The following is a 26,421-nucleotide window of genomic DNA, read 5'->3' on the forward strand; positions in this document are numbered from 1 at the left end:
TATCCCAACCCGGTGCCTCCCCTTTTGGCCCCGGGGCACCCCACACCCGGGGGGGGGGGGGGGGGGCCCTGGGGGGGGGCGCCGGGACCGGGCCGGGTTCTCCGGCCCGTACGCGGCACTCCTCGGAACGGGACTTACTTGTTCAGACCCGGGTACAGCGGGTGCTTGTCGGCCAGGGTGCGCACCCGGGCCTTGAGGGCATCGGCGTCGTAGGACGGCTTCAGCGCCTCGGCGATCACGTCCGCGACCTCGGTGAAGTCCTCGGTCGTGAAACCGCGGGTGGCCAGGGCCGGCGTGCCGATCCTGAGGCCCGAGGTGACCATCGGCGGGCGCGGGTCGTTCGGGATCGCGTTGCGGTTGACGGTGATCCCGAGCTCGTGGAGGCGGTCCTCGGCCTGCTGCCCGTCCAGCTCGGAGTCGCGCAGGTCGACCAGGACCAGGTGCACGTCCGTGCCGCCGGACAGGATGTCCACGCCGACCGCCCGGACGTCGCCTTGGACGAGGCGCTCGGCCAGGATGCGGGCGCCCTCCAGCGTACGACGCTGGCGCTCCCTGAACTCCTCGCTCGCGGCGACCTTGAAGGACACCGCCTTGGCGGCGATCACGTGCTCCAGCGGGCCCCCCTGCTGACCGGGGAACACCGCAGAGTTGATCTTCTTCGCCAGCTCGGCCGTGGACAGGATCACGCCACCGCGCGGGCCGCCCAGCGTCTTGTGGGTGGTGGTGGTGACCACGTGGGCGTGCGGCACCGGGTTCGGGTGCAGGCCCGCGGCCACCAGGCCGGCGAAGTGCGCCATGTCCACCATGAGGTACGCGCCGACCTCGTCCGCGATCCGGCGGAACGCGGCGAAGTCCAGCTGCCGCGGGTACGCGGACCAGCCGGCCACGATCAGCTTCGGCTTGGACTCCTTCGCCAGCCGCTCCACCTCGGCCATGTCGACCAGGCCGTCCTCGCCCACGTGGTAGGCGACGACGTTGTAGAGCTTGCCGGAGAAGTTGATCTTCATGCCGTGGGTCAGGTGCCCGCCGTGGGCGAGGTTCAGACCCATGATCGTGTCACCGGGCTTGAGCAGCGCGAACATCGCGGCCGCGTTCGCCTGCGCGCCGGAGTGCGGCTGCACGTTGGCGTGCTCGGCGCCGAACAGCTCCCTGATGCGGTCGATGGCGATCTGCTCGACCACGTCGACGTGCTCGCAGCCGCCGTAGTAGCGGCGGCCGGGGTAGCCCTCGGCGTACTTGTTGGTGAGGACCGAGCCCTGCGCCTCCATGACCGCCACCGGGGCGAAGTTCTCGGAGGCGATCATCTCCAGCGTGGACTGCTGGCGGTGCAGCTCGGCGTCGACCGCGGCGGCGACGTCCGGGTCGAGCTCGTGCAGGGGTGTGTTGAGAGCAGTCATGTGCGTGTGTCCGATTCTCAGCCGGCCGTCTCGGCGGCGTACTCGTCGGCGGAGAGCAGGTCGGCGGGCTCCTCGGCCAGGCGCACCTTGAACAGCCAGCCGCCCTCGAAGGGCGCGGAGTTCACCAGCGACGGGTCGTTCACGACGTCCTCGTTGATCTCGGTGATCTCGCCGCTGACGGGGGAGTACAGGTCGGACACCGACTTGGTCGACTCCAGCTCACCGCAGGTCTCGCCCGCGGCCACCGTGTCGCCGACCTCCGGGAGCTGGGCGTAGACGACATCGCCGAGCGCGTTGGCCGCGAACTCCGTGATGCCGACCGTCGCCACGCCGTCCTCGACGGGCGACAGCCACTCGTGCTCCTTGCTGTAGCGCAGATGCTGAGGGTTGTTCATGGCCAGAATTCTCCTGTACGCGAGTCAATGATGATGAATGAGGGACTGCGAAAGGCGTGCGTGACCAGGGGTGACGTGTCTCACGTCGCCTCCGTGCCGGCTACGGCGGTGTCACTTCCGCCGCTTCGTCACTTCTGCCGCTTGTAGAAGGGCAGCGCCACGACCTCGTACGGCTCGTGGCTGCCCCGGATGTCCACACCGACACCGGACGTGCCCGGAGCGGCGTGCGCGGCGTCGATGTACGCCATGGCGATCGGCTTGCCCAGGGTGGGGGAGGGAGCGCCGGAGGTGACCTCGCCGATCACCTCGCCGCCCGCGACGACCGCGTACCCGGCGCGCGGGACCCGGCGGCCTTCGGCGACCAGGCCGACGAGCACCCGGGGCGGCTCGGCGGCGGCGCGCTCGGCGGCGGCCAGCAACGCCTCGCGGCCCACGAAGTCGCCCTCCTTCTCGAACTTGACCACCCGGCCGAGGCCCGCGTCGAACGGGGTCAGCGAGGTCGACAGCTCGTGCCCGTACAGCGGCATGCCCGCCTCCAGGCGCAGCGTGTCCCGGCAGGACAGGCCGCACGGGACAAGACCGGCGTCCGCGCCGGCCTCGGTCAGCGCCTGCCACAGCTTCTCCGCGTCGCCCGGGGCCACGAACAGCTCGAAGCCGTCCTCGCCGGTGTAGCCGGTGCGCGCGATCAGCGCGGGGACGCCGGCGACCGTGCCGGGGAGCCCGGCGTAGTACTTCAGGCCCTCCAGGTCGGCGTCGGTGAGGGACTTCAGGATGCCGGCGGACTCGGGGCCCTGCACGGCGAGCAGCGCGTAGTTGTCCCGGTCGTCGCGCACCTCGGCGTCGAAGCCCGCCGCCCGCTCGGTCAGCGCGTCGAGCACGACCTGGGCGTTGGAGGCGTTGGCGACGACCAGGTACTCGGTCTCGCCCAGGCGGTAGACGATCAGGTCGTCCAGGATGCCGCCGTCGGCCTGGCAGATCATGGTGTAGCGGGCGCGGCCGAGGCCGACGGTGGCGATGTTGCCGACCAGGGCGTGGTTCAGCAGCGCGACGGCCTGCGGGCCGGTGACGGTGATCTCGCCCATGTGGGACAGGTCGAAGAGGCCGGCCTTCGTCCGTACGGCGATGTGCTCGTCGCGCTCGGAGCCGTAGCGCAGGGGCATGTCCCAGCCGGCGAAGTCGGTCATCGTCGCGCCGAGCGAACGGTGCAGCGCGTCGAGCGCGGTGCGGCGGGGTCGGTCGGGTTCGGTACTGCTCATCGGACGGTCTCCAAGGCATGGCAGGCGAGGACGGATCAAGTCCTCCCCATCTGTCATCGGAACCTGAGAGGTTCGCCATGACCGCCGTCGGACGGACGGTGCACGGCTTGCACCTTGGGTGGAGCCACTGCGCCAGCGGCCCGCTTTTCAGATGTGCCTCGCCCGCGCGGTAACGGGGCCTGAGAGATTCAAGGGAGGTACTTGCTCCTTCGGCGCCCCAGCGAGACGGCTGGGGACTCTCCCGCGCGGATTCAAGCGGCCGATATGCAGTTGCGCGCACATCATTGCACGCTCGGCCCGATTTGCGGCAGGGCGGCATCTGTGACCGTCCTGTGGCAGGACGTGCACGGAAACAGCGGGCGCCGCACATTACCTTCTCTTTACGATCCGTGGGGAGGAATGATGACGACGCACAGGACCGCGTTGTACGCGACGGCCCAGGCCCCCGCCCTCTTGGTCCACGACCTGCGGGACCGGTCCGGCCGCGGCCCGCGCGTGCTGCGCTTCGGCCCGCGCGACCTGGTCGTGGTGACCGGCCTGCCCGGCAGCGGCAAGTCCACGCTGATGCGGCGCGCGGTGCACGGCGTCCGCATCGACTCCCAGGACACCCGCGACCGCTGGGACGCCCACCTGGCGGCGTACCTCCCCTACGCCCTGTACCGCCCCCTGGTCCGCCTCGCCCACTTCGCGGGGCTGCGCCGGGCGCTGCGCTCCGGGGCGGCGCTCGTGGTCCACGACTGCGGCACGCAGCCCTGGGTCCGCGCCTGGCTGGCCCGCACCGCCCGCCGCCGCGGCGGCACCCTGCACCTCGTCCTGCTGGACGTCGCCCCCGGCACCGCCCTGACCGGCCAGCACGCACGGGGCCGCGGTGTCTCCCGCTACGCCTTCCACCGCCACCGCCGCGCCACCGCCGCCCTGCTCCACGCGGTGGAGCGGAACACCCTGCCAACGGGCTGCGGCTCGGCGGTCCTCCTGGACCGCGAGGCAGCGACCCGCCTGCACCGCATCGATTTCGCACCCTGAGGCCCGCGCGGTCGGCGCGCGAGCCCCGTTCGGCGCCGGAGGCCACCCGCCCGCCGGACACGCCCCTGCCGACCCCGCGCCGACACCAGCCCCCGGGCCCGGCGGCGCAGCGCGCAGCACACGGACCGCCGACCGGACCGAGGCGCGTCTCGCGCCGTACGGAGCCCCGCTCGCTGCTGGAGGCCGCCCACCGGGCGTGCTCCACCCCGCCCGCGCAACCGCCCGGCCCTGGGTCCAGCGGCCGACGGCGCAGCGCGCAGTACCCGGACCGCTGACCGGACGGAGGCGCGTCTCGTGCCACGCGGACCGCTGGTCGGATCAGGGCGCGGTGTCTTGCGCCCTCTGGTGCCACCGCCGTTCTGCCGGGGGCTGCGGCTCTGCGGCCCTGCTGGACAGTGAGACGGGGGCGCTGACTCGGCGGACCGAGTTCGCGACCTGAGGACCGTGCGCGGTCCTGCGCGGCGGCCGGCGCGCGGAGCGTCCTTCGCTGCTGGAGGCCGCCCACCGGGCGTGCTCCGACCCGCCCGCGCAACCGCCCGGCCCCGCCCCGGCCCCGCCCCGGGTCCAGCAGTCGGCAGTGCGGCGCGCAGCGCACGGACCGCGGGCCGGATCAGGGCGCGGTGTCGCGCGGTGCGCCCTCCGGCGACGCCGCCGGCCCGCCCGCGCGATCGTCCGGCTCCCCGCTCCGACAGCCGACCCACCCCGGGGTCGGGCGGCCCGTGGGTGGTGGGTCGGCCGGCGGGTGTGCTCGCGTGGGGGCTGGTCGTGGGATTTTCCGTGAGGTTCGGGCGTGTACCCGATAGCCTTTCGGCCACAGCAGTGTTCACAGCAGGCGGTAGCAGATGGACTTCCCGGCGGACTTCTCCGCGGACCTTCCGGCACAGGCGCAATCCCATCCCCACGGCGGATGGCCCGGCAACGAGCTGGAGGAGGTGCTGTCCGCCTCCCTCGGCGTCCCGACCGCCGGTGGCCGGATCGTCGAGGTCCTCGGCCGCAGCCTCGTCTGGGTGCCCCTGCCCAACGGCGGCGGTCCGCACAGCGGCCCGCTCGACCTGCCCACGCTGGAGATCGACGGCCAGGCGTACGTGCCGGTCTTCAGCTCCGAGGAGCAGTTCCGCCGGGCCGTGGGCCCGCACATGGCGTACACCGTCGCGCCCGCCGTGGACTTCGCGCGCGGACTGCCCCCGCAGGCCGGCATCGCGCTCAACCCGGACGGCGTGGTCGGCGTCCCGCTGCCGCCGGCCGCGGTGGCCGAATTGTGCCGGGCGGGGCGCACCCCGCTGGACGGCCTGTCGAACGGCGGCCGCGTCCGCCTCTTCGAACCGGACTGGCAGGACGACCCGGTGGACTTCCTCGCCGCCGCCGGCGCCGAGTTCGCCGAGGCCGGCGTGGTCAGCACCGCCCGCCGCTGCCTGGCCGCCGTCGAGACGGACGACCCGGTCATGTTCATAGGCGTCGAACTGTCCCAGTGGGAGGGCGACCCCCAGGCCGCCCCCCTGGACGCCCTGGGCCGCGCCCTGACGAAGACCCCGGCCCGGTGGCCGGTCAACCTGGTCCTCCTGGACGTGGCCCAGGATCCCGTGGCGGACTGGATGAGGGAGAACCTCCGCCCGTTCTACCAGCACGCCCACTGAGCCCGATCCGGAACGCCGGGGAAGCGCACACGATCCGCAGCCGGCGGCGCACGGCGAGTCCCCGGCCGCCGGACGGCGGCTCTAAGCTAGGCCTGCCGTCACTTTCCCGCCTGCCCGCCGGGCGGACGACGGGAAGGTGACGACAGGACCCGGCCCCACGGCTCGGTCGAAACGTCGGTTGTATGGAGGGGCGGTACAAGTGAGCGCCAGCGGCACCACGGCCGGGCAGGTCGAGCAGACGCTGCGCCAGGTGACGCCCGGGCGTTACGACGCCTACGAGGCGCTGCTGCGCGCGCTGGCGACCCCCTCCTCCGGCCAGGTCTGGATGCTGCTCTGGCACGGCCAGGCGGGCTCCCCCGACGCCCAGTACGGCCACATGGAGGTCGACGGCCACGGCTACGCGCCCTGCGTGACCTCCGCCCAGGAGCTGTCGGCGAGCGGCTGGAACCGTTCGTACGAGGTCGTGGACGGTCTCGACGTGGCCCGCACCCTCTACCCCGACCACTACGGCCTCTGGCTGAACCCGCACGCCCCGGGCGGCGGCGTCGGCATCCCGTGGCTGGACCTGCGCCGCATCGCCACCGGTCTTGACCGCCAGCCCGCGGGCCCCCTCCGGCTGTCCGAACCCGCCGTAGAGGCCTCGCAGTTCTACGCCCTGCTCACCCAGAACGCCCACCGTACCCCGGCCCTGCGCTCGCTGCGCCGCGCCTGGGTGCAGCCCGCGCTCGGAGCGCCGTATCTCGCCATCGGCCTCGACGTGTACGACACCTCACCGCCGGCCGTCGACTCGGTGCGCGTGATGATGCAGCAGTCCATCGGCGCCGTCCCCGACGGGCTGCCGGTGTCGACCGTCGCGATGTCCGACGAATACGACCCGGTCGCGATGTGGCTGCGCGCCAACTCCCGCCCGTTCTACGACCGGGAGACCCCCGCGGCCCCCGCGCAGGCCCCGGCGGCCGGCTACGGCTATCCGCCGGTGCGCGGCGGCTACTGATCCGTCCGGTCCGTCCGCCGGCAGGGCTCACGCACCGGTGATCCTCTGCGCGCGTAGATGGATGCGGATGGTCCGTTTTTGCCGTGGGCCGCCCCAACTGGTCCCTGTCCGACCCCCGTTACCCACTGTCCGGATAACGGAACCCCACTACCCGCATCACGTTTGCGCATCCATTCACCGCCAAGACTGGCAACAGATCACCATGGCGTTGAAGACTCCCGCACCAAGGGGCGTTCGCCCCTGTGTACGACGGACTGAACAGCCGCCACAGCGGCAAGCGCGGGCCGGCCACCGCCGGTTGAGAGGGGTCCCTGCCAGATGACGGCACCACTGCACGAGCCGACCGCGGAAGCGGCCCCGAGCGCTGCCGACGAGGCGACGGCCGCCGGCGTCGCTGCCAAGGCGGTACAGGGGCGTTCCCTGGGCCGGATCGCCTGGGAGCGCCTCAAGCGGGACAAACTCGCCCTGACGGGCGGCATCGTCGTGCTCCTGCTCATCCTGGTCGCGCTGCTCGCGCCCGTGATCGCGCACGTGGTCGGTCAGGACCCCGAGTTGCACCACGAGGACCTGATCGACCCGCTCTTCGGCACCCCCAAGGGTTCCCTCGGCGGCATGAGCGGCGAGCACCTCCTCGGCGTCGAGCCGGTCAGCGGCCGCGACATCTTCGCCCGCATCGTCTACGGCGCCCAGATCTCGCTGCTCGTGGGCTTCCTGTCCGCCGTGGTCGCCGTCATCCTGGGCACCGTCCTCGGCATCCTCGCCGGCTTCTTCGGCGGTTGGGTGGACGCGGCGATCAGCCGGGTCATGGACGGCCTGCTCGCCTTCCCTCAGCTGCTGTTCATCATCGCGCTGGTCTCCGTCATGCCGAACGAGATGCTCGGCCTGTCCGGCACGGGTGTGCGCGTCTTCGTGATGATCCTCGTCATCGGCTTCTTCGGCTGGCCCTACATCGGCCGCGTGGTGCGCGGCCAGACGCTCTCGCTGCGCGAACGCGAGTACGTCGAGGCGGCACGCTCGCTCGGCGCCGGTCGCTTCTACATCCTGTTCAAGGAGCTGCTGCCCAACCTCGTGGCGCCGATCATCGTGTACACGACGATGATGATCCCGACCAACATCCTCACCGAGGCCGCGCTCAGCTTCCTCGGCGTGGGCGTCAAGCCGCCGACCGCCTCCTGGGGCCAGATGCTCTCGACTGCCATCGACTACTACGAGTCGGACCCCATGTACATGGTGGTCCCCGGTGTGGCGATCTTCATCACCGTCCTTGCCTTCAACCTCTTCGGCGACGGCGTGCGCGACGCGCTCGACCCCAAGGGCTCCCGCTGAACTGCCCTACCCCCAGCGACCCGTGCACCTACACGGGGTCTCTCATCTATCCGGAGGATCCGAGAACGTGACTACCCAACGCACCTCAGGGCGGCGCAAGCAGGCCGTGGCCGCTGCTGCTGTGGTCGCCGCGCTGCTGACCACGGCGGCGTGCGGCGGCGGCAAGGACGACAACGGCGGTGGTGGCGGTTCGAAGACCGGCGCGGCCGGCTTCGACGCAGCCAACAACAAGGTCGCCCAGGCATCCGAGGCCAAGAAGGGCGGCACGCTGAAGTTCGCCTCCGCCCAGGACGCCGACTCGTGGGACACCACGCGCGGCTACTACGGCATGATGTGGAACTTCTCCCGCTACTACAGCCGCCAGCTGGTCACGAACAAGACGGAGCCCGGCAAGGCCGGCGCCGAGCTGACCCCGGACCTCGCCACGGATCTCGCCAAGGTCACCGACGACGGCAAGACCTACACCTACACGCTGCGCGACGACGTGACGTGGGAGGACGGCAAGCCGATCACCTCCAAGGACGTCAAGTACGGCATCGAGCGCGTCTGGGCGCAGGACGTGCTGTCCGGCGGTCCGACCTACCTGAAGGAGGTCCTGGACCCGGACGGCAAGTACCAGGGCCCCTACAAGGACAAGGACAAGGAACACCTGGGTCTGAAGGCGATCGACACGCCGGACGACAAGACCATCGTCTTCCACCTGCCGAAGGCCAACTCGGACTTCGAGCAGATGCTGTCCCTGATCTCGGCGTCCCCCGTCCGCCAGGACATGGACACCAAGTCCAAGTACGGTCAGCACCCGTTCTCCTCGGGCCCGTACAAGTTCGCCTCGTACAGCCCCGGCAAGGACCTGAAGCTCGTCCGCAACACCGAGTGGAAGCAGGCCTCGGACCCGATCCGCAAGGCCTACCCGGACGAGATCACCATCAAGTTCTTCTCGAACGCCAACGACATGGACCAGCGCCTGATCGCCGGTGACTACGACCTGGACCTGAACCAGACCGGTATGTCGCCGCAGGGCCGCCAGACCGCCCTGAAGAAGTACAAGGGCAACCTGGACAACCCGGTCTCCGGTTACGTCCGTTACGCGGTCTTCCCGCAGAGCGTGAAGCCGTTCGACAACATCCACTGCCGCAACGCCGTGATCTACGGCGCGGACCACGTGTCGCTGCAGACCGCGCGCGGTGGCCCGGTCGCCGGCGGTGACATCGGCACCAACATGCTGCCCCCGTCGGTGCCGGGTGCCGAGGGCCAGAAGTACGACCCGTTCGAGCTGGCCACCGCCAACAAGAACGGCAACGTCGAGAAGGCCAAGGAAGAGCTCAAGGCCTGCGGCAAGCCGAACGGCTTCAAGACCACCATCGCCGTCCGCAACAACAAGCCGGTCGAGGTGGCCACCGCCGAGTCGCTCCAGGCGTCGCTGAAGAAGATCGGCGTCGACGTCCAGATCGACCAGTACGACGGCTCGCAGACCACCGGCATCATCGGTAGCCCCGCGAACGTGAAGAAGAAGGGCTACGGCATCATCATCATGGGCTGGGGCCCGGACTTCCCGTCCGTCCAGGGCTTCGGTCTGCCGCTGTGGAACAGCAAGTACATCCTTCAGAGCGGTAACAACAACTACGCCCTGATCAAGGACAAGGCGATCGACGGCCTGTTCGACGACTACGTCAACGAGCTGGACGACGCCAAGAAGGCCGAGATCGCCACGCAGATCAACCACAAGGTCATGGAGGGCGGCTACTACATGCCCTTCGTCTTCGAGCGGTTCATCAACTGGCGCTCCGACCGGCTGGCGAACGTCTACACGTCGGCCGGCTACAGCGGCATGTACGACTTCGTCAACCTCGGTCTGAAGTCCTCGAAGTAATCCCGGCACACCCGCCGAACGGCACGAAAGGCAGGTGAAGGCCGGCGCGGTGGGACCGCGGGCCCCGGGAAAACATCCGGGGGTCCGCGGTCCTGCGGCGGGCCGTAAGCTGTGCTCGCTTACCTCATCAGGCGGCTGTTCGCCGCCGCCGTGATGCTGGTGGTCATCATCCTGGTGGTCTTCAGCATCTTCTTCCTCGTCCCCAAGTGGGCGGGCGTCGACGTGGCCACGAGCTTCGTGGGCAAGCAGGCCGACCCTGCCGCCGTAGAGGCGGTGCGGCAGAAGCTGGGTCTGGGCGACCCTGTCTACGTCCAGGTCTGGGAGTTCTTCAAGGGCATCTTCATGGGCCGCACCTACTCGGGCGGCGGCGACGTCACCCACTGTGCCGCCCCGTGCTTCGGCTACTCCTTCCGCAGCGAGCAGGCCGTCTGGCCCGTGCTGACCGACCGCTTCCCGGTGACCCTGGGTCTCGCGCTCGGTGCCGCAGTGCTGTGGCTGCTCTTCGGCGTCGCGGCTGGTGTGCTCTCCGCGCTCAAGCGGGGCAGCCTGTGGGACCGCGGTGCGATGCTGATCGCCCTCGGCGGCGTCTCGCTTCCCATCTACTTCACCGGCATGCTCAGCCTGGCCATCTTCGCGTTCGGCCTGAACTGGATCGACGGGGAGTACGTCCCCCTCGGCCACAGCTTCGGCGGCTGGCTCGGCGGCATGATCCTTCCTTGGATCACCCTGGCGTTCCTCTACGCGGCGATGTACGCGCGTATCACCCGCGCCACCATGCTGGAGATCCTCGGAGAGGACTACATCCGCACCGCCCGTGCCAAGGGCATGCGTGAGAAGACCGTCATCAGCAAGCACGCCATGCGCTCGACCATGACGCCCATCCTGACCATGCTCGGCATGGACCTCGGCGCCCTCATCGGCGGCGCGATCCTGACCGAGACGACGTTCAGCCTGCCCGGCCTCGGCCAGGCGGTGCTCAACGCCATCAAGACCCAGGACCTGCCCATCATCCTGGGTGTCGTTCTGATCACCTCCCTCGCGGTGCTGATCGCCAACCTCGTGGTGGACGTCCTGTACGCCGTGATCGACCCCCGAGTGAGGCTCGCATGACCGGACTCAGCAAGAGCGGCGCCGCCGTGGGCGAACCCACCGCCGCCTCGCCCGCTCCGACCTCCTTCCTCGAAGTACGCGACCTGAAGGTGCACTTCCCGACCGACGACGGCCTGGTGAAGTCCGTCGACGGGCTCAGCTTCAAGCTGGAGAAGGGCAAGACCCTCGGCATCGTCGGCGAGTCGGGCTCCGGCAAGTCGGTGACCTCGCTCGGCATCATGGGCCTGCACACCGCCGGCCAGTACGGCAAGCGCAAGGCGCGGATCTCCGGCGAGATCTGGCTGAACGGCACCGAACTGCTGTCCGCCGATCCCGACCACGTGCGGAAGTTGCGCGGCCGCGAGATGGCGATGATCTTCCAGGACCCGCTGTCCGCGCTGCACCCGTACTACACGATCGGTCAGCAGATCGTGGAGGCGTACCGGATCCACAACAACGTCGACAAGAAGACCGCCCGCAAGCGGGCCGTCGAAATGCTCGACCGGGTGGGCATCCCGCAGCCGGACAAGCGCGTGGACAGCTACCCGCACGAGTTCTCCGGCGGTATGCGCCAGCGCGCGATGATCGCGATGTCGCTGGTGAACAACCCCGAACTGCTCATCGCGGACGAGCCGACCACCGCCCTGGACGTCACCGTGCAGGCGCAGATCCTCGACCTGATCCGCGACCTGCAGAAGGAGTTCGGCTCCGCGGTCATCATCATCACCCACGACCTGGGCGTCGTCGCAGAACTGGCCGACGACCTCCTGGTGATGTACGGCGGCCGCTGCGTCGAGCGCGGACCGGCCGAGAAGGTGTTCTACGAGCCCCGGCACCCCTACACCTGGGGCCTGCTCGGCTCGATGCCGCGTCTGGACCGCGACCAGCAGGAGCGGCTCATCCCGGTCAAGGGGTCCCCGCCCTCCCTGATCAACGTTCCGTCCGGCTGCGCGTTCAACCCGCGCTGCCCGTACGCCGACGTCCCGAAGGACAACGTCACCCGCACGGTCCGCCCCGAGCTGACCGAGGTCGGCAGCCAGCACTGGGCCGCCTGCCACATGACGCAGGAGCAGCGGGAGCGGATCTGGACCGAAGAGATTGCGCCGAAGCTGTGAGCGAGAACGCAGAGGACAAGGCAGTGAGCATCCCTGCACAGAGCGACGGCGCCGAGGACAGGGCCTCCGGCACGGCCACCCTCACCAAGGACGCCGCCCCGGGCGAGGTCCTGCTGAAGGTGACCGGCCTGCAGAAGCACTTCCCCATCCGGAAGGGCCTCCTCCAGCGCCAGGTCGGAGCGGTGCGCGCGGTCGACGGCATCGACTTCGAGGTCAGGGCCGGTGAGACCCTCGGCGTCGTGGGCGAGTCCGGCTGCGGCAAGTCGACGATGGGCCGACTGATCACCCGTCTGCTGGAACCGAGCGCGGGGAAGGTCGAGTTCGAGGGCAAGGACATCACGCACCTCGGGGTCGGCGGCATGCGCCCGCTGCGCCGTGATGTGCAGATGATCTTCCAGGACCCGTACTCGTCGCTGAACCCGCGCCACACCATCGGCACGATCGTCGGCGCTCCCTTCCGGCTCCAGGGCGTCGAGCCCGAGGGCGGGATCAAGAAGGAAGTGCAGCGGCTGCTGTCGGTGGTCGGTCTCAACCCCGAGCACTACAACCGCTATCCGCACGAGTTCTCCGGCGGTCAGCGCCAGCGCATCGGCATCGCCCGGGCGCTCGCGCTCAACCCGAAGCTCGTCGTGGCGGACGAGCCGGTCTCCGCGCTCGACGTGTCGATCCAGGCGCAGGTCGTCAACCTGCTCGACGACCTCCAGCAGGAGCTCGGCCTGACGTACGTGATCATCGCGCACGACCTGTCGGTCGTCCGGCACGTCTCGGACCGGATCGCGGTGATGTACCTCGGCAAGATCGTGGAGCTGGCCGACCGCGAGTCGCTCTACAAGGCGCCGATGCACCCGTACACCAAGGCGCTCATGTCGGCCGTCCCGATCCCGGACCCCAGCCGCAAGAACGCCAAGAGCGAGCGCATCCTGCTCAAGGGCGACGTGCCCTCGCCGATCGCCCCGCCGAGCGGCTGCCGCTTCCACACCCGGTGCTGGAAGGCGACGGAGATCTGCCGTACGACCGAGCCGCCGCTCAAGGAGCTGAAGCCCGGTCAGCAGGTGGCCTGCCACCACCCGGAGAACTTCGAGGACCAGGCCCCGCAGGACACCGTGCTGCTCACGGCCGCCAAGGAGGCCGCGGAACTCGTGGCCGACGAGGTCCTTGCGGAGTCGGCGGCGACGTCGGCGGCGGTGGCCGCGGAGGTCGGCGAGACGGCGAAGCCGTCCGGGACCACCGGGTCCGCCGAGTCTGCCGAGACCTCGGAGTCTGCCGAGACCTCCGAGACCTCCGAGACCTCGGAGTCCGGCACCGACGGCTCCGGCGGCCAGGAGCCGACCGAGAAGTAGGCAGGGCGGCGCGGTGAGGCCGCGCGGTTGATGGAGCGGGAGAGTGCGGAGCCGGCGGCCCCGGCGGTCGCACTCTCCCGCTCCGTCGTGTTCGGGGGCGAACCGGCCCCGAGTAACAATGTGGCGTGCTTCAGCAACTGTTCAGCCCCTCCGTCCAGCACACGCTCGACGTGGTCGGCATCTTCGTCTTCGCCATCTCCGGCGCGCTGCTGGCCGTCCGCAAGAACTTCGACGTCTTCGGCATCGCCGTCCTCGCCGAGGCCACCGCGCTGGGTGGAGGGCTGTTCCGTGACATCGTCATCGGGGCCGTGCCCCCGGCCGCCTTCACCGACCTCGGGTACTTCCTCACCCCTCTGTTCGCCGCGCTCGTGGTCTTCTTCCTGCACCCGCACATGGAGCGCATCCAGACCGCGGTGTACGTGTTCGACGCGGCCGGCCTCGGCCTGTTCTGCGTGGCCGGCACGACGAAGGCGTACGCCTATGGGCTGAACCTCACCGCGTCGGCGACGCTGGGCATGGCCACCGCCGTGGGCGGCGGTGTGCTGCGGGACGTGCTCGCCAACGACGTGCCGTCGCTGCTGCGCTGGGACCGCGACCTGTACGCGGTCCCGGCGATCGTCGGCGCCACCATGGTGGTGCTGTGCATCCACTACGACGCGCTGAACCCGTTCACCAGCGGGCTGGCGGTGGTCACCGCCTTCGTCCTGCGGCTGCTCGCGATGCGGTACCACTGGCGAGCTCCGCGGGCCTGGAACCGCCGGACGACGGTACGGGAGGAGTGAGGGCCGTCCGGAGGTGGTGGTGCGGCCTGTGCTCCAGCGCCCTGGTCAGCCAGCGGAACGCCGCCGGGATCTGCGGGCGCCACAGCGCCATGCTGTGGCCGCCCGCGCTGCGCGGGACGAAGACCACGTGCACGGTGGTCGGCGGCCTCGCGATCCGCTCCAGGGCGACGCCCGCCTGATACCCGTCGCCGCTCTGGCCCGAGAGGTAGAGCGCGACGGGAGGCGGGGTACGGTAGTTCTTCAGCAGGATGTAGGGGTTGTTCGCGCGCCGCAGCCGGAGGTTCTGGTTGGCGAGCGAATTGCGCTCGCCGATCGGGTCGTTGTACCCGGACAGGCTCACCGCGGCCCGGTAGCGGTCGGGGTGGGCGACGGCGAGCTTGGTCGCGCAGTGTCCCCCGGCCGAGTAGCCGGCGGTGGCCCAGCCGTTCGGACCGGCCACGGCACGGAAGTTGTCCGTGATCATCTTCGGTACGTCGATGCTCAGCCAGGTGTCCGCGTTCACGGTGCCCGGGATGTTGGCGCAGCCCGTGTCGATCTTGGCGATCAGGTTCGTGCGCGGCGCCACCAGTATGAACGGCGCGACCCGTCCGCTGCGCATCAGCGGCTCCAGTTGCTGGTGCACCTTCAGGGAGCCGAACCAGGCCTTCGCCGAGCCCGGGTAGCCCGACAGCAACTCGACCACCGGGAACTTCCTGTTCTTGTAGGCGGGCTCGTCGTACTGCGGCGGCAGCCATACGTAGACCTCGGCGTTCACCCCCGAGACCCGGCCCCTGAGCTGGGTGACCCTGACCCCGCCGGCCGCGCGCATCCCGGGCCCGTCGGCCGGGGTGAACTGCTGCACGACCCTGGGCAGCTTCCGGTAGGCGATGCCCCCGGTGCCGTCGGCGCCCAGGTTGGCGGCCTGCTGGACGTGGTTGCCCGTGCCGAGCAGGTCGGCCCAGTTGTCGTACAGGTTGTTGGCGTTGTTCACCAGCACGAAGACCAGGGTGATGGCTGTGGCCTGGGCGAACATCAGCATCAGCGCCCGGAGGGCGGCACGCAGCGCCTTGGGGCCCTTCAGCCGCGTCCACAGGACGAACGGCAGCGCCAGCGCGACGACGGCCAGCACGATGGCGGTGTACAGGAACGGAGTCCCGGTGAGGCTCATGTCCCGATAGAGGGGGAACGGGGCCTCGGGGTTACGGGCAAGTGCGGACACTTACCAAGAAATTGCCTGCATCTCACCCCGCGGGATGTTCGTCATACGAGCACAACGGACGAAAGCTACCGCTTAGTAGTGTCCTGATGTACCGTTCACACATGTCAGAAGCAGCCACCGCCGCGGCCGCGCGGGCCACGATCGGCGACAGCGAATTCGACCGGGACACCGCGGTCACCCGGAGCGAGCCCGGCGTCTACGACGTCGACCTCTCCGCCGGCTGGACGATCATCAACGCCGTCAACGGCGGGTATCTGCTGGCCGTCCTCGGCCGTGCGCTCGCGGACGCCCTGCCGCACCCGGACCCGTTCACGATCTCGGCCCACTACCTGACCGCGTCCCGGCCGGGTCCCGCCGTCGTCCGCACGGACGTGGTCCGTACCGGCCGCACCCTGTCGACCGGCCAGGCCTCCCTCTTCCAGCGCGACGACGACGGCCGCGAGGTGGAGCGCATCCGCGTCCTGGCCTCCTACGGCGACCTCGGCACCCTGCCCGACGACGTGCGCACCTCGGCGAAGCCGCCCGCGATCCCGCCCATGGAGCAGTGCTTCGGCCCCCAGGACGCGGTCGGCGTCCCCGCGCCCGTACCCGGCAGCTCGGCCATCACCGACCGGCTGATGCTCAAGCTGGACCCCGCCACCCTCGGCTGGGCGCTCGGCTCGCCCTCCGGAAACGGTGAGATGCGCGCCTGGTTCGGCCTCGCCGACGGCCGGGACCACGACCCGCTGTCCCTGCTGCTCGCGGTGGACGCGCTGCCCCCGACCGCGTTCGAGCTGGGCATCAAGGGCTGGGTGCCGACCGTCGAACTGACCGTGCACGTCCGCTGCCGTCCGGCGCCAGGCCCGCTGCGTGTGTCCATCACCACCCGCAACCTGGCCGGCGGCTTCCTGGAGGAGGACGCCGAGGTCTGGGACGGCGCCGACCGGCTGGTGGCGCAGTCCCGGCAGCTCGCACGGGTCAGGCTCGACTGAGGAACCGCCGTACCGGCGCCCGGTCGGACCGTCAGTCCAGCCAGTGCCGGCGGCCGATGCTGATCAGACGCAGCTGCCGGGTCGCGACCCGGGTGACGCGCTCGCGCTCCTCCTCGGGGGCGTCGAGCGCCTCCAGGAACAGCGAGCCGGTGATCAGCATCTGATCGACGTACAGATGGGCGAGCATGAGCAGGTCGTCCTCGCTCCACCCCGCGGACTGGGGGTCCTTGACCAGTTCGTCCCTCACCTCGCGGGCGAACCTGGCCAGTTGCTCGCCGACGACCTCCCGTACCTGCTGCACCCCGCCGTGGCGCTCCCGGGCGATGAAGCGGACGTGGGCGGGGTACGCCTCGACGTGATGCGCGATCAATCCGACCGCGCGCGTGATGCGTTGCTCGCTGTCGTCCGCCTGGGACACCGTCGACCGGATCATCGGGTGCAGGCTGCTCAGCGCCTCCTCGACCAGGGCCACGCCGAGATCCGCGGTGGAGTGGAAGTGGCGGTAGAAGGCGGTCGGGGCGACACCGGCGGCGCGCGTGACCTCGCGCAGGCCGAGGCTGCTCAGGCTCTGCTCCTCCAGCAGCCGCAACGCCGCGTCCATCAGGGCCTGTCGGGTCTTCCGCTTCTGGGCCTGCCGGACGCCGGGAGTGTGACTCATGCCATTCAGTCAACAAGTGTTCTCCGGATTGTCAAAGCCGGCGGCGCGCTAGACTGCATAGTCAGTGAACAAGTGTAACTACAAGCGTTCACCGACAAGGGGGATCCGATCTCATGCTGTTCCTCGTCGCCGCACTGCTGCTGCTCGGCGTCGTCCTGGGCACGGTGGCCCACGCGCCGCTCGACTTCACGGTCGCCGCGGCCGTGGTGATCGCCGTCTGGCTCGGCGTCTTCGCGCTCCGCGAGCGCCACGGCCGCAGGCGCGGCACGTCCCGCTGACGCCTCATCCGCCCGGCCCGTTCCCACGACCGTCTGGAGCAGATCCGCCATGCAACTCACCGCACCGGCCGCACGCCGCACCGTTACGCAGGACGCCGACGGCATGGCCGTCGCGTCCTTCGTCCTCGGCCTGCTCGGCCTGCTCGTCCTCAACCTGTTCCTCGGCCCCGTCGCCATCGTCCTGGCCGGCGTCGCCCTGTGGCGCGGCACCGGCCGCCGCGGTCGCGCCTGGCTCGGCCTGACCCTGGGCATCGCCGACCTCGTGGTCCTGCTGGCCTTCGTGCAGGCGGACAACACACTGTCCTGGAGTTTGTGACACCTGGCCCATCCTGATCTCCGGCCCGGCCGCGGGCGCCCGTAGAATCGGCCTCACCATGGCTTACCTCGACCACGCCGCGACCACCCCGATGCTCCCGGAGGCGGCAGAGGCGCTGACCGCGGCACTGGGTGTCACCGGCAACGCCTCCTCCCTCCACGCGTCCGGGCGCGCGGCCCGCCGCAGGGTCGAGGAGGCCCGCGAAACCCTCGCCGAGGCCCTCGGCGCCCGTCCCAGCGAGGTCGTCTTCACCTCCGGTGGCACCGAGGCGGACAACCTCGCCGTCAAGGGCCTGTACTGGGCCCGCCGCGCCGCCGACCCGGCCCGCACCCGAGTCCTCTCCAGCCCCGTCGAGCACCATGCCGTCCTCGACGCCGTGCACTGGCTCGGCGAGCACGAGGGCGCCACCGTCGAGTACCTTCCGGTCGACTCCCACGGCCGCGTCCACCCCGAGGCGCTGCGCGAGGCCATCGCCCGCAACCCCGACGATGTGGCCCTGGCCACCGCCATGTGGGCCAACAACGAGATCGGCACGCTGCTGCCGGTGCGCGAACTGGCCACCGTGGCCGCCGAGTTCGGTGTCCCGCTGCATGCCGACGCGGTGCAGGCCTTCGGACAGGTCCCGGTCGACTTCGCCGCCTCCGGACTGGCCGCGATGACGGTCTCCGGCCACAAGATCGGCGGCCCGTACGGCGTCGGTGCGCTGCTCCTGGGCCGCGAGTACGCCCCCGTACCCGTCCTGCACGGCGGCGGCCAGGAACGGCACGTCCGCTCCGGCACCCTCGACGTGCCCGCGATCGCCTCCTTCGCCGTGGCCGGTCGGCTCGCCGCCGAGCGGCGCGAGTGGTTCGCCCGCGAGATCGGCGCGCTGCGCGACGAGTTGATCGCCGCCGTGCGCTCGGCGGTCCCGGACGCGATCCTCGGCGGCGACCCGGCACCGGAGGGCCGCCTCCCGGCCAACGCCCACTTCACCTTCCCCGGCTGCGAGGGCGACTCCCTGCTGCTCCTGCTGGACGCCCAGGGCATCGAGTGCTCGACCGGCTCCGCCTGCACAGCGGGCGTCGCCCAGCCCAGCCACGTACTGCTTGCCACCGGCACCGACCCGGACCTGGCCCGCGGCACCCTCCGCTTCTCCCTCGGCCACACCTCCACCCAGTCCGACATCGACGCGGTCGCGAAGGCCATCGGCCCGGCGGTGGAACGGGCCCGCGCGGCCGGCCTGACGTAACGGGGCGGGACGACGGGACGGGGCCCAGGTTCGGGTCGGTGCGGCGGGCCGTGGCCCAGTGCCTCGGGTTCGTACGGCGAGTGGGCCCCCGCGGCTCCGGTCGATGCGGCGGGGTGGGTTCAGCGGTCCAGGTCCCTGTGGCGGGGCGGGCCCCGGTGCTTTGGGGCCGCGGGCCGCATTCCGGTGCTTCAGGCTCGTGTGGCGGGCGTGGCCCCAGCAGTTCCGGTTCGTGTGGTTCGGGCCGCGCGGACCAGACGTATGTAGCGGTCCCAGTCCCAGTGGCGGCCCGGGTCCGTGTGGTCGGCGCCCGGCACCTCCACGTGGCCGATGATGTGCTCCCGGTCGACGGATATGCCGTAGCGGCCGCAGATCCCGGCCGTCAGCCGCGCCGAGGCGGCGTACATCGCGTCGGTGAAGGACGAGGCGTCGTCGACGAAGCCCTCGTGCTCGATGCCGACGCTCCGCTCGTTGTACGCCCGGTTGCCCGCGTGGAAGGCCACGTCCAGCTCGCGGATCATCTGCGTGACATGCCCGTCCGCGCCGACGATGTAGTGCGCGGCGGCGCCGTGCCCCGGGTCCTGGAAGACCTTCACCGCGCTCGCGTAGCTGCCCTGCGTGACGTGGATGACGACGCGGTCGATCCGGTAGTCGTCCGGGCGGTCCGCCGGACGGTAGTTCGTCGGCGAGGCCGCCACCCACCGCGCGCCCGCGAAGTCGACCGCGCCCGCCACCCGCGGCTTCTGCGCGCCGGGCAGCCGCCACCACAGCCGGGCCAGCCCGCTGCGCTCCAGCGCCGCCCCGCCCACCACCACCGCGGCCCCGCCGATCAGCAGAGCCCGCCGCCCCAGCCGCCGCCCCCGCGCATCCGCCGCATCCGTTTTCTTCGCCCCCATGCGATCTTCAACGCATGTCAGGCGGCCCCGGTTCCCGCGCCCCGTACCCTGGAAGGGCTATGACTGACACCCCGCAGCGCTCCCGCCCCCTCCGCGTCCTCGCCGCCATGTCGGGCGGGGTCGACTCCGCCGTCGCCGCCGCGCGCGCCGCGGAAGCCGGCCACGACGTCACCGGCGTCCACCTCGCGCTCTCCGCGAACCCGCAGTCCTTCCGTACGGGCGCGCGGGGCTGCTGCACCATCGAGGACTCGCGCGACGCCCGCCGCGCCGCGGACGTCATCGGCATTCCCTTCTACGTGTGGGACCTCGCCGAGCGCTTCCGCGAGGACGTCGTGGAGGACTTCGTCGCCGAGTACGAGGCCGGCCGCACCCCGAACCCGTGCCTGCGCTGCAACGAGAAGATCAAGTTCGCCGCGCTGCTGGACAAGGCGCTCGCCCTCGGCTTCGACGCGGTCTGCACCGGCCACTACGCCAAGGTGATCGTGAACGACGACGGCACCCGCGAGCTGCACCGCGCCTCCGACATGGCCAAGGACCAGTCGTACGTCCTCGGGGTCCTCGACGACCAGCAGCTCGCACACGCCATGTTCCCGCTCGGGGACACGCTCACCACCAAGGACGAGATCCGCGCGGAGGCCGAGCGGCGGGGCCTGGCCGTCGCCAAGAAGCCCGACTCGCACGACATCTGCTTCATCGCCGACGGCGACACCCAGGGCTTCCTGGCCCGCCGCCTGGGCAAGGCCGAGGGCGACATCGTCGACGAGTCGGGAGCGGTCGTCGGCAGCCACGAGGGCGCGTACGGCTTCACCATCGGCCAGCGCAAGGGCCTGCGCATCGGCACCCCGGCACCCGACGGCAAGCCGCGCTACGTCCTGGACATCTCCCCGGTGACCAACACGGTGACGGTCGGTCCGGCCTCCGCCCTGGACGTCACCGGCCTCACCGCGATCAAGCCCCGCTGGTGCGGCACGGCCCCGTCCGGCCCCGGCACCTACACCGCCCAACTGCGCGCCCACGGCGGCGAGACCGAGGTCACCGCCGAGTTGGTCGGCGGCGAACTCCGGGTCGCCTTCACCGAGCCGGTCCGCGGCGTGGCCCCCGGCCAGGCGGTCGTGCTGTACGACGGCACGCGCGTGGTGGGCTCGGCGACCATCGCCGCGACGGTCCGGGCGAAGGAGCCGAGCACGGCATGATCCGGACGAGAGGCCCTAGGACCGGCGTTCCGCCGTCTCCTTGATGCCGGTCAGGGTGGCGTCCATGCCCTGGCCGAGCTGGTCCAGGCGGTAGGCGATGATCGCCTCCTCCTGGTCGGGAGCGCGGTCGATGTACGCGCTCAGGCCGGAGCGGCCGGGCCCGAGCGTGACCGACTGACGCAGCACGGTGCCCCCCTCCGGCGCCGGGGTGAGGACGAAGGACCAGGTGGACATCCGGTCCTTCTCGTCCTCGGAGGGCCTGCCGTAGCGTCCGTCGGGGTCCAGCACGCACCAGCTCAGGCTGCGCTCCGGGACCGCCTCCGTGATGTGGGCGAGGGTCCGCCACTCGCCCACGTACGGATTCTGGTTGTGCCCGACGTAACGGGCGCCCGGCGCCGGCCGGTCGGCGCCGTCCTGCCACTCCACGCGTACCAGTTCCGGACTCCATCCGGCCATCGCCTCGACGTCGGTGACGACTTCCCACACCCGTGAGGGTTCCGCCGCGATGTGCACCTCGCGGTCGGTGCCGGGCTGGTCGGCGTAACGCATGGCTGCTCCCCGTGCGGGCGCGGTCGTTCGCCGCTCCCGCGCAGGGAGTCTAGGGTCGCCAACTCTTCCTGAAATACGTTGGGTTGGTCACACGGGTGTCAGTTCGGACACCAGCCGGGCAGCCGTCGGCGCCGGAACGCCGTACCGCTTCGCGGCGCGCAGCACGGCGCCGCCGATCGCGTCGAGTTCCAGGGCGCGGCCCGCCTCGGCGTCGCGCTGCATCGAGGACTTCATCCCGCCCGGAAGCGCGTCGTACATCGCCAGGGTCCGGTCCGCGTCGAGCGGCGCCCCGGCGGCGCGGCCGACGGCGGTGATCTCCTCGACAAGGGCGAGCAGTTCCTCGCGGTGGCCGGTGCGGACCGTGCCGATGGGGGCGTCGTAGCGGGTGGTGAGGAGGGCGAAGGGGGCGAGGAAGGCCAGCTTCGCCCAGAGGACGGCGGTCTCGGACTCGGCCACGCGGGTCTGCACCCCGGCGGACTCCAGCACGGCGGCCAGGCCGGTGAGCGGGCGCGCGGTCGTCCCGGCCAGATCGATCTCGGTGAACGGGCTGCCGTGCTCGATGACACCGGGCGCGACGCGGGTCGACTCGACGCGGATGACGCCCGCGGCCACCCGGTCGTGGCCGTAGCGGCGGCGCAGGGTCTCGGGGTGCTCTACGCCGTTGAGGAGGGGCAGGACGAGGCCGTCCGTGCCGAGCATGGCCGGCGGGACCCGGTCCAGGGCGGCGTCCAGGCTGGTGTGCTTGACGGCCACCACGCACAGGTCGACCGGTTCCCGCAGCTCGGTGTCCGCCTCGACCTTGGCGGTGAAGTCCCCGAACTGGGCGCTGTGCACCCGTACCCCGCCCTCGCGCAGGGACCGCGCCGTCGCGTCCCCGGCCAGGCAGATCACCCGGTGACCCGCCCGGGACAGCAGCGCGGCGAGCAGTCCGCCGACGCCGCCGGGGCCGAGCACGGCCACGGTCCAGGGGCGGGGGGCGTTCTTCGCGGAAGTGGCTTCGGTGGCGTCGGGAGTGGTGCTGGGCATGGCTGCGGTGTCCCTTCCGGTGGCGGTCCGGTCGCGGGGCGGCACCCGTCGGGCGGGCCGCCGTCCCGGTGGGGGCCAACAATGGCGGGGCGTGGCGCATTTCCGGCCCCGGCCCGTCGCGCCGCCGACGGGGAGCGCGCCGGGGCAATGAGAGGGCCGGGCTGCGCGCGGACGCGGAGGCCGGCCGCGACCGGGCACACGGTCGTCCTGGCCGGCGCCCGGCTGTCGGGCTGTCGGGCACGAAAACACCGCACGGCCGCGACGGCCCGGGGCTCGGCCGGCGTGAGGACGTGCGGCACCGTCCTGCTCAGGACGCGAAGAACTCCGCCAGCACCGGCGCCAGCGCCTCCGGCTCCACCGCGTGGGTCTGGCCCTCCAGGGCGCGGTACGTGCCCCGGGGCGCGGCCTCCGCGACCGCCCTGGCCGCCTCGCGCAGCCAGGCCGGGCTCGCGCTGCCCGCCACGGACAGGACCGGCACGGTGACCGAGGCCAGCAGGTCGCGGGGGACCAGTCCGTCCCCCATCACCGCGTCGTCGTGGGCGAGCGTGGGCGCGATCGCCTCCATGCCCGCCCACATGGGGGACTGGCGGGCGCTGGCGATCATCTGCGGGGCCAGCCCGGTCAGGAGCAGGAACAGCTCCACCGCGTCCCCGCGCCGGCCCTCGGTGAGCGCCGCGGTCAGCTTGCCGGTGTACTCGGCACGCTCCCGCTCGCCGCCCTCGTACACGGCGAACGGCGGTTCGTAGACGGCGACCTGACGGACCGGCAGTCCGCTCGCCGCCGCCCGGAGGGCCAGCGCGCCGCCGGAGGAGACGCCGTACAGCGCCGCCTCGCCGCCCACCGCGTCGATCAGCGCGGCCAGGTCCTCGACCTCGCGTTCCACCGCGTAGGGGGCCGTGTCCCCGCTCCCGCCGCGGCCCCGGCGGTCGTAGACGACGGCGTCGAAGCGGTCCGGCAACGCCGCCGCCAGTGGCGCCAGCGTGGCCCCCGTCGACATCGCACCGCTGACGAGGACGACCACCGGGCCCTGTCCGGTGCGGTGGTAGGCGAGGGGTGTGCCGTCACGCGAGACGGTCTTCTTGTCCATCCCAGTCATGCCAGTCATGCCAGTGAAGACTGCCACGCCGCGGCGGCCTCACCGGGTCACAACACTTCGACGTCGTAGAAGCACAGGTGGTCCTTGATCTCGGCGACGTCCGGCTTCGGGGTGGGGTAGGCCCACACCAGGTCCGCCGCGTCGGGCAGGGACCAGTAGGACGCCGTGCCCTTGAAGGGGCAGTACGTGTGCGTGTCGGACGCCGTCAGGAGGTCGAGGCGTACGTCCTCGGGCGGCAGGTAGTAGCGCGGGGGGCACCCTGTCTCGCGCAGTACCAGGGCGCGGTCGCTCTCCGCGAGGACCTGGCCGTCGCGCACCACACGCACGTGCTCATCGCTCTTGTCGATCGTGATCGTGTGTCCTTGGGTCATACCGGTACAGCACCCGCCGGCTCCCGCTTCTTCCCGCCCGCGGGGCAGGTTTCCCCGCCGCGTACCGTGGGCGCATGAACATCTGCGTCTTCCTCTCCGCCGCCGATCTCGACGACCGCTACACCCGCCCCGCGCGGGACTTCGCCCGGCTGATCGGCAAGGGCGGGCACAGCCTGGTCTGGGGCGGATCGGACACCGGGCTGATGAAGGTGGTCGCGGACGGTGTGCAGGAGGCGGGCGGCCGGCTCGTCGGCGTGTCGGTCGACTTCCTGTCGGCGAAGGCGCGGCCCGGCGCGGACGAGATGGTGATCGCCGAGGACCTCGCCGAGCGCAAGAAGCTGCTCCTGGAGAAGGCCGACGCGGTCGTGATCATGGTGGGCGGCACCGGGACGCTCGACGAGGCCACCGAGATCCTGGAGCTGAAGAAGCACGGCCGGACCGGCAAGCCGGTGGTGCTACTGAACTCCGACGGCTTCTACGACGGCCTCAAGCAGCAGTTCCGCCGCATGGAGGAGGACGGGTTCCTGCCCCGGCCGCTCGCCGAGCTGGTGTTCTTCGCCGAGGAGCCCGCGGGCGCGATGGCGTATCTGGACGAGGCGCTCGGCGGCAGCTGAGCCGGTGGTGCGAGCATGGCGGGCATGGCTACTCATGTGATCACCGGTGCCGGCTCCGGCATCGGCGCGGCCGTCGCCCGCCGCCTGCACGCGCGCGGTGACGAACTCGTGCTGCACGCGCGCGACGCCGGGCGGGCCAAGGAACTGGCCGCCGCGTTCCCCGGGGCCCGGACGCTCGTCGGCGACCTGGCCGACCCCGACCGGCTGAGCTGGGCGTTCTCGCACCAGACGCTGCCCGACCGGGTGGACTCCCTGCTCCACATCGCGGGCGTGGTCGACCTCGGCCCGGTCGGCGAGCTCACCCCGAAGACCTGGCGCCACCAGCTCGACGTCAATCTGATCGCCCCCGCCGAACTGACCCGCCACTTCCTGCCCCAGCTGCGCGCCTCGCGCGGCCATGTGTTGTTCGTCAACTCGGGCGCGGGCCTGAGCGCCCACGCCGACTGGTCCGCGTACGCCGCCTCCAAGCACGGCCTGAAGGCGCTGGCGGACTCGCTGCGTCACGAGGAGCACGCCAACGGCGTCCGGGTCACCTCGGTCTACCCGGGCCGCACCGCCAGCCGTATGCAGGCCAAGGTGCACCAGCAGGAGGGCAAGGAGTACGACCCCGGGAAGTGGATCGCCCCGGATTCCGTCGCCACGACCATCGTCATGGCGCTCGACCTGCCGCGGGACGCGGAGGTCAACGACCTGACGGTCCGCCCGGGCCTGTGACGGACGGCGGGGGGCGGTCCCCGAAGACCGCCGCCCCCTGAGGCGGTCCTGTGCCCGCGGGGTTGCGTAGTCTTCCCGGGTGAACGAGAACAGCCAGTTCAGGTTCGGTGCCGCCACCGGCGTCGGGTCCATGCCCGGTGGGGACGCCCGGGAGGCCGTCAAGACCGTCACGGGTACCTTCGAGGACTTCCCCTTCCTGCCCGAGCTGCCCGCACGCGGGCCCGGCGCCGACATGATCGGGCGCAGCGCGGGGATGCTCGTCGAGCTGTACGCGCGCGTGGAGCCCAGCGGCTGGCGGCTCGGCGACCGGCCGGGCCGGGACACCAGGCGGGCGCGGTCCTGGCTCGGGGAGGACCTCGACGCCCTGGAGGAGTTCACCCAGGGGTACGAGGGCGCGCTGAAGGTGCAGGCGGTGGGGCCGTGGACGCTCGCCGCCGCCCTGGAGCTCCGGAACGGCGAAGCGGTCCTGTCCGACCCCGGCGCCTGCCGGGACCTGGCCGCCTCGCTCGCCGAGGGGCTGCGGCTCCATCTCGCGGAGGTGCGCCGGCGCGTTCCCGGCGCCGGGCTCGTCCTCCAACTCGACGAGCCGTCCCTGACCGCAGTCCTGCGCGGGCAGGTGCGGACCGCCAGCGGCTACCGGACCCACCGCGCCGTCGACCGGCAGATCGTGGAGGCCACGCTCCGGGACGTCCTCGGGGCGCACGACCAGGGGCCTGTCGTGGTCCACTCGTGCGCTCCGGACGTCCCACTCGCCCTGCTGCGCCGCGCGGGCGCCGCGGCGGTCTCCCTCGACGTCTCGCTCCTCACCGAGCGTGACGACGAGGTGATCGGAGAAGCGGTCGAGGCGGGCACCCGGCTCTTCGCCGGTGTCGTCCCCGGCACGGACGGCCCGTTGTCGGACCCTGCCGGTAGCGTCATGGGTGTCAGGACGATGTGGCGCAGGCTGGGGCTGCGGCCGGAGCTTCTCGCCGAGGCGGTCACGGTCACCCCGGCGTGCGGACTCGCAGGCGCTTCCCCCGCGTACGCGCGCCAGGCGCTCGCCCACTGCGTCCGGGCGGCGAGATCGCTCGCGGACAGCCCAGAGTAACGGGAGGA

General features: G+C 71.5%; 27 protein-coding genes and 1 riboswitch. Of the genes, 17 read left to right on the plus strand and 10 right to left on the minus strand.

Annotated elements, in window-relative coordinates:
• Positions 1-134: 134 nt before the first annotated feature.
• The 3 genes from glyA to gcvT all read right to left on the minus strand — a co-directional run bounded on the left by glyA (position 135) and on the right by gcvT (position 3,048).
• Positions 135-1,397, minus strand: a complete 1,263-nt coding sequence (gene glyA / locus ABZ818_RS34485; RefSeq protein ID WP_361423610.1) for a serine hydroxymethyltransferase — start codon at positions 1,395-1,397, stop codon at positions 135-137.
• Positions 1,398-1,414: 17 nt separating this feature from the next.
• Positions 1,415-1,792: a glycine cleavage system protein GcvH gene (gene gcvH, locus ABZ818_RS34490; protein ID WP_361423613.1), complete on the minus strand. Its 378-nt coding sequence runs from the start codon at positions 1,790-1,792 to the stop codon at positions 1,415-1,417.
• A 128-nt stretch (positions 1,793-1,920) separates the two neighbouring features.
• A complete protein-coding gene (gene gcvT, locus ABZ818_RS34495; RefSeq protein WP_361423616.1) occupies positions 1,921-3,048 on the minus strand; it encodes a glycine cleavage system aminomethyltransferase GcvT in 1,128 nt (375 codons plus the stop codon).
• Between the two features lie 157 nt (positions 3,049-3,205).
• A riboswitch (glycine riboswitch) is annotated at positions 3,206-3,302 on the minus strand.
• Positions 3,303-3,450: 148 nt separating this feature from the next.
• Here gcvT and ABZ818_RS34500 point away from each other — a divergent pair.
• The 9 genes from ABZ818_RS34500 to ABZ818_RS34540 all read left to right on the plus strand — a co-directional run bounded on the left by ABZ818_RS34500 (position 3,451) and on the right by ABZ818_RS34540 (position 14,221).
• Positions 3,451-4,071: an AAA family ATPase gene (locus ABZ818_RS34500; RefSeq protein WP_361423619.1), complete on the plus strand. Its 621-nt coding sequence runs from the start codon at positions 3,451-3,453 to the stop codon at positions 4,069-4,071.
• An 842-nt stretch (positions 4,072-4,913) separates the two neighbouring features.
• Positions 4,914-5,705, plus strand: coding sequence for an enhanced serine sensitivity protein SseB (locus ABZ818_RS34505; protein ID WP_361423622.1), 792 nt, complete (start codon positions 4,914-4,916; stop codon positions 5,703-5,705).
• 199 nt (positions 5,706-5,904) lie between these two features.
• Positions 5,905-6,699 (plus strand): enhanced serine sensitivity protein SseB C-terminal domain-containing protein, encoded by a 795-nt coding sequence (locus tag ABZ818_RS34510; RefSeq protein ID WP_361423625.1) that lies wholly within the window; start codon positions 5,905-5,907, stop codon positions 6,697-6,699.
• 318 nt (positions 6,700-7,017) lie between these two features.
• Entirely contained in the window at positions 7,018-8,025 is a 1,008-nt protein-coding gene (locus tag ABZ818_RS34515; protein ID WP_361423628.1) for an ABC transporter permease, read from the plus strand.
• A gap of 67 nt (positions 8,026-8,092) precedes the next feature.
• Positions 8,093-9,895, plus strand: coding sequence for an ABC transporter substrate-binding protein (locus ABZ818_RS34520; RefSeq protein ID WP_361423631.1), 1,803 nt, complete (start codon positions 8,093-8,095; stop codon positions 9,893-9,895).
• Positions 9,896-10,006: 111 nt separating this feature from the next.
• Positions 10,007-11,005 (plus strand): ABC transporter permease, encoded by a 999-nt coding sequence (locus ABZ818_RS34525; protein ID WP_361423634.1) that lies wholly within the window; start codon positions 10,007-10,009, stop codon positions 11,003-11,005.
• Positions 11,002-12,099, plus strand: a complete 1,098-nt coding sequence (locus ABZ818_RS34530; RefSeq protein WP_361423637.1) for an ABC transporter ATP-binding protein — start codon at positions 11,002-11,004, stop codon at positions 12,097-12,099. The genes ABZ818_RS34525 and ABZ818_RS34530 overlap by 4 nt, the downstream gene beginning before the upstream one ends.
• Before the next feature lie 23 nt (positions 12,100-12,122).
• Positions 12,123-13,439, plus strand: a complete 1,317-nt coding sequence (locus tag ABZ818_RS34535; protein WP_361423640.1) for a dipeptide ABC transporter ATP-binding protein — start codon at positions 12,123-12,125, stop codon at positions 13,437-13,439.
• 125 nt (positions 13,440-13,564) lie between these two features.
• Positions 13,565-14,221, plus strand: coding sequence for a trimeric intracellular cation channel family protein (locus ABZ818_RS34540; protein WP_361423643.1), 657 nt, complete (start codon positions 13,565-13,567; stop codon positions 14,219-14,221).
• On the opposite strand, the gene ABZ818_RS34545 is transcribed toward ABZ818_RS34540, so the two are convergent.
• Positions 14,130-15,368: an alpha/beta hydrolase-fold protein gene (locus tag ABZ818_RS34545; protein WP_361423646.1), complete on the minus strand. Its 1,239-nt coding sequence runs from the start codon at positions 15,366-15,368 to the stop codon at positions 14,130-14,132. The two genes, ABZ818_RS34540 and ABZ818_RS34545, sit on opposite strands and share 92 nt — an antisense overlap.
• Positions 15,369-15,520: 152 nt before the next feature.
• Here ABZ818_RS34545 and ABZ818_RS34550 point away from each other — a divergent pair, with 152 nt between their 5' ends.
• Positions 15,521-16,390 (plus strand): thioesterase family protein, encoded by an 870-nt coding sequence (locus ABZ818_RS34550; RefSeq protein ID WP_361423649.1) that lies wholly within the window; start codon positions 15,521-15,523, stop codon positions 16,388-16,390.
• A 31-nt stretch (positions 16,391-16,421) separates the two neighbouring features.
• Here ABZ818_RS34550 and ABZ818_RS34555 read toward each other — a convergent pair whose 3' ends face one another.
• Positions 16,422-17,048, minus strand: coding sequence for a TetR family transcriptional regulator (locus ABZ818_RS34555; protein WP_361423652.1), 627 nt, complete (start codon positions 17,046-17,048; stop codon positions 16,422-16,424).
• Positions 17,049-17,161: 113 nt separating this feature from the next.
• Between ABZ818_RS34555 and ABZ818_RS34560 the strand changes: the two genes are divergently transcribed.
• The 3 genes from ABZ818_RS34560 to ABZ818_RS34570 are packed head-to-tail and all read left to right on the plus strand — an operon-like array spanning position 17,162 to position 18,870.
• A complete protein-coding gene (locus ABZ818_RS34560) occupies positions 17,162-17,326 on the plus strand; it encodes a hypothetical protein (protein ID WP_361423655.1) in 165 nt (54 codons plus the stop codon).
• Between the two features lie 49 nt (positions 17,327-17,375).
• Complete coding sequence (locus ABZ818_RS34565) at positions 17,376-17,642, plus strand: DUF4190 domain-containing protein (protein ID WP_361423658.1); 267 nt, start codon at positions 17,376-17,378, stop codon at positions 17,640-17,642.
• Positions 17,643-17,700: 58 nt separating this feature from the next.
• Positions 17,701-18,870, plus strand: a complete 1,170-nt coding sequence (locus tag ABZ818_RS34570) for a cysteine desulfurase family protein (protein ID WP_361423661.1) — start codon at positions 17,701-17,703, stop codon at positions 18,868-18,870.
• Positions 18,871-19,058: 188 nt separating this feature from the next.
• Here the strand turns inward: ABZ818_RS34570 and ABZ818_RS34575 are convergent, their stop codons facing one another.
• Positions 19,059-19,763 (minus strand): N-acetylmuramoyl-L-alanine amidase, encoded by a 705-nt coding sequence (locus ABZ818_RS34575; protein WP_361423664.1) that lies wholly within the window; start codon positions 19,761-19,763, stop codon positions 19,059-19,061.
• Positions 19,764-19,822: 59 nt separating this feature from the next.
• Here ABZ818_RS34575 and mnmA point away from each other — a divergent pair, with 59 nt between their 5' ends.
• Positions 19,823-20,956 (plus strand): tRNA 2-thiouridine(34) synthase MnmA, encoded by a 1,134-nt coding sequence (gene mnmA, locus ABZ818_RS34580; RefSeq protein WP_361423667.1) that lies wholly within the window; start codon positions 19,823-19,825, stop codon positions 20,954-20,956.
• A gap of 15 nt (positions 20,957-20,971) precedes the next feature.
• On the opposite strand, the gene ABZ818_RS34585 is transcribed toward mnmA, so the two are convergent.
• The 4 genes from ABZ818_RS34585 to ABZ818_RS34600 all read right to left on the minus strand — a co-directional run bounded on the left by ABZ818_RS34585 (position 20,972) and on the right by ABZ818_RS34600 (position 23,998).
• A complete protein-coding gene (locus ABZ818_RS34585; protein ID WP_361423670.1) occupies positions 20,972-21,505 on the minus strand; it encodes an SRPBCC family protein in 534 nt (177 codons plus the stop codon).
• A gap of 87 nt (positions 21,506-21,592) precedes the next feature.
• Positions 21,593-22,531, minus strand: coding sequence for a 2-dehydropantoate 2-reductase (locus ABZ818_RS34590; RefSeq protein WP_361423673.1), 939 nt, complete (start codon positions 22,529-22,531; stop codon positions 21,593-21,595).
• A 307-nt stretch (positions 22,532-22,838) separates the two neighbouring features.
• Positions 22,839-23,618, minus strand: a complete 780-nt coding sequence (locus ABZ818_RS34595) for an alpha/beta fold hydrolase (RefSeq protein ID WP_361423705.1) — start codon at positions 23,616-23,618, stop codon at positions 22,839-22,841.
• A gap of 56 nt (positions 23,619-23,674) precedes the next feature.
• Positions 23,675-23,998, minus strand: a complete 324-nt coding sequence (locus ABZ818_RS34600; protein WP_361423676.1) for a DUF427 domain-containing protein — start codon at positions 23,996-23,998, stop codon at positions 23,675-23,677.
• A gap of 74 nt (positions 23,999-24,072) precedes the next feature.
• Here ABZ818_RS34600 and ABZ818_RS34605 point away from each other — a divergent pair, with 74 nt between their 5' ends.
• The 3 genes from ABZ818_RS34605 (at position 24,073) to ABZ818_RS34615 (ending at position 26,413) form a co-directional block, all read left to right on the plus strand.
• Positions 24,073-24,612, plus strand: coding sequence for a TIGR00730 family Rossman fold protein (locus ABZ818_RS34605; RefSeq protein WP_361423679.1), 540 nt, complete (start codon positions 24,073-24,075; stop codon positions 24,610-24,612).
• A gap of 15 nt (positions 24,613-24,627) precedes the next feature.
• Complete coding sequence (locus ABZ818_RS34610; protein ID WP_361423682.1) at positions 24,628-25,326, plus strand: SDR family oxidoreductase; 699 nt, start codon at positions 24,628-24,630, stop codon at positions 25,324-25,326.
• Positions 25,327-25,405: 79 nt separating this feature from the next.
• Positions 25,406-26,413, plus strand: a complete 1,008-nt coding sequence (locus tag ABZ818_RS34615) for a methionine synthase (protein WP_361423685.1) — start codon at positions 25,406-25,408, stop codon at positions 26,411-26,413.
• Positions 26,414-26,421: the final 8 nt, after the last annotated feature.

It is taken from the genome of Streptomyces sp. NPDC047453 (assembly GCF_040643155.1).
Lineage (GTDB): Bacteria > Actinomycetota > Actinomycetes > Streptomycetales > Streptomycetaceae > Streptomyces.